This window comes from Stenotrophomonas sp. AS012628 (genome assembly GCF_010608305.1).
GTDB lineage: Bacteria > Pseudomonadota > Gammaproteobacteria > Xanthomonadales > Xanthomonadaceae > Stenotrophomonas > Stenotrophomonas geniculata.
In genome coordinates, this window is record NZ_VMBJ01000303.1 from 1 (window position 1) to 217 (window position 217).

At 63.6% G+C, this 217-nt stretch carries 1 protein-coding gene; it reads right to left on the reverse strand.

Features of this window, described 5'->3' with window-relative positions; genetic code table 11:
- A partial coding sequence (locus G5A07_RS22020) for an OprD family outer membrane porin (protein ID WP_191864049.1) occupies positions 1–217 on the reverse strand: 217 nt, incomplete at both ends.

The window sequence follows — 217 nt, forward strand, 5'->3', positions numbered from 1 at the left end:
GCTTCCAGACGTTCTGCAGTTCGGCGGCGTACAGGCTGCTGGTGAAGCCCTCGATGCCGCCCCAGGTGCCGCCCAGCCAGCTGAGATGATGGCTGTCGCGGTCGCCCGGCAGTTCGCCGTAGTACGAGCCGAGGCGACGGTGGCCACTCTGGTTGTAGTACTTGGTGAAACTGACCTGGCCAGCCGTGAGGGTCAGGTCCTCGAAACTGTTGTTGGT